This window comes from Flavilitoribacter nigricans DSM 23189 = NBRC 102662 (assembly GCF_002646595.1).
Lineage (GTDB): Bacteria > Bacteroidota > Bacteroidia > Chitinophagales > Saprospiraceae > Flavilitoribacter > Flavilitoribacter nigricans.
Window position 1 is genome coordinate 1 of the sequence record NZ_PDUD01000118.1, and the last position, 1277, is coordinate 1277.

Here is a 1277-nt window from a genome sequence, read left to right on the forward strand (position 1 = left end):
CGTGTGTATAACAAATTGCACAATCAAGCAGCCGCAGCGATAACTGCCTTGACCAGGTTCCAAGCGCCGCTATGCTTGTAGCACCTCAGGTTGGCGATGGCTTGAGCGCCTTGCACCGACCATTTCTGCCCAGACAGTTTCATGCGCTGTTGAATGACACTTCGATGGGCAGCCTCAATGGGTCCCGAACCAATCATTAATCCTTGTTCGCGATAGGTTTTGTACTGCATTCGATCATCATGCTCCACATAATAGTCAATGGCCTTTTGTTTGGCCAATTTAGCCTCCTGATTGTTAGCTCTACAAGAGCGTAGGCTGAGCAGGACTTCTTCTAAGCCATTGTCCAGTAGTTTTGCTGTTTGCTGTTCAATCCAATTCAAGCGAGTTTGCTCCTCCCGGTATTGCGCTCGGGCAAACAATACAAGTTTCTCTTTGGCATGGTAAAAGTCCAATATCTGTGTGGCTCCCGGATAGTTATCATCGGCCCAATTCCAGATCCATTTAGCCCCGTCACCAATGATCACTTTGTCAGTATACCCTACCAGATGCCGCTCAAATTTCGGGAAGAACTCTTCTACACTACCCAAGTGGCTCACATAGACTGATTCGAGCACTTCTCTTCTATGGGCCTGAATATTAACTACTTGGCTATCGTGAAACAGTCGCCCCAATTTCAACTCACGCCATCCCTGATCTCGGGTGTAGACCATTGACCCATCTACCATTACATACATCTTGTCCTGGCCTTTGCCTGATTCCAGGCGCGGAATAACTGCCTCACAATCGGCCTTTACCAAGGGATCTATAGCTTTACCATAGTACGTACACACCCGCTGGATCTGTGGCGTACAAATGTCAATACCCAGCATTGTTGCAAACAGCTCTGAGGCTTCTTCATACACCACCGATTGGCCAAGTAAACATAACAGCCCTCGCATCCGCTCACTAATACCAAATTTCAACGTCCCTTTACTCAAGGTATGATCTTTTCGCAATTCAACTCGACCCAGACTCGTCAGTACTTTTTTTTGAATTGCGACTCTTCGGTAGCTGACCCTGTGATTTAGAGATCAAGCCCCGGGCAAACTTTCTTGATAATTCTATTACTCGCTCTTCATATTCAGTGGACGAGGTGATCTGGGATTCCTCCTCCAAAAATTGCTGTACCTCTTCTCGCATTGATTCTAATATGGCATCTACTTTTTCTTCGGATTTCATAACTCAGGTTTTGTCGGTTCATTTACAAGTTACGATTTTGTGCAATTTGTTATACACAC

At 46.0% G+C, this 1277-nt stretch carries 2 protein-coding genes; both read right to left on the bottom strand.

The features are described 5' to 3' along the window. Positions 1-23 precede the first annotated feature (23 nt). Complete coding sequence (locus CRP01_RS41645) at positions 24-977, bottom strand: UPF0236 family transposase-like protein (RefSeq protein WP_143473778.1); 954 nt, start codon at positions 975-977, stop codon at positions 24-26. Between the two features lie 19 nt (positions 978-996). Next, the gene (locus tag CRP01_RS41650; protein ID WP_099156026.1) at positions 997-1218 is read right to left on the bottom strand and encodes a hypothetical protein; all 222 of its coding nucleotides are present in this window, start codon (positions 1216-1218) and stop codon (positions 997-999) included. Positions 1219-1277: the final 59 nt, after the last annotated feature.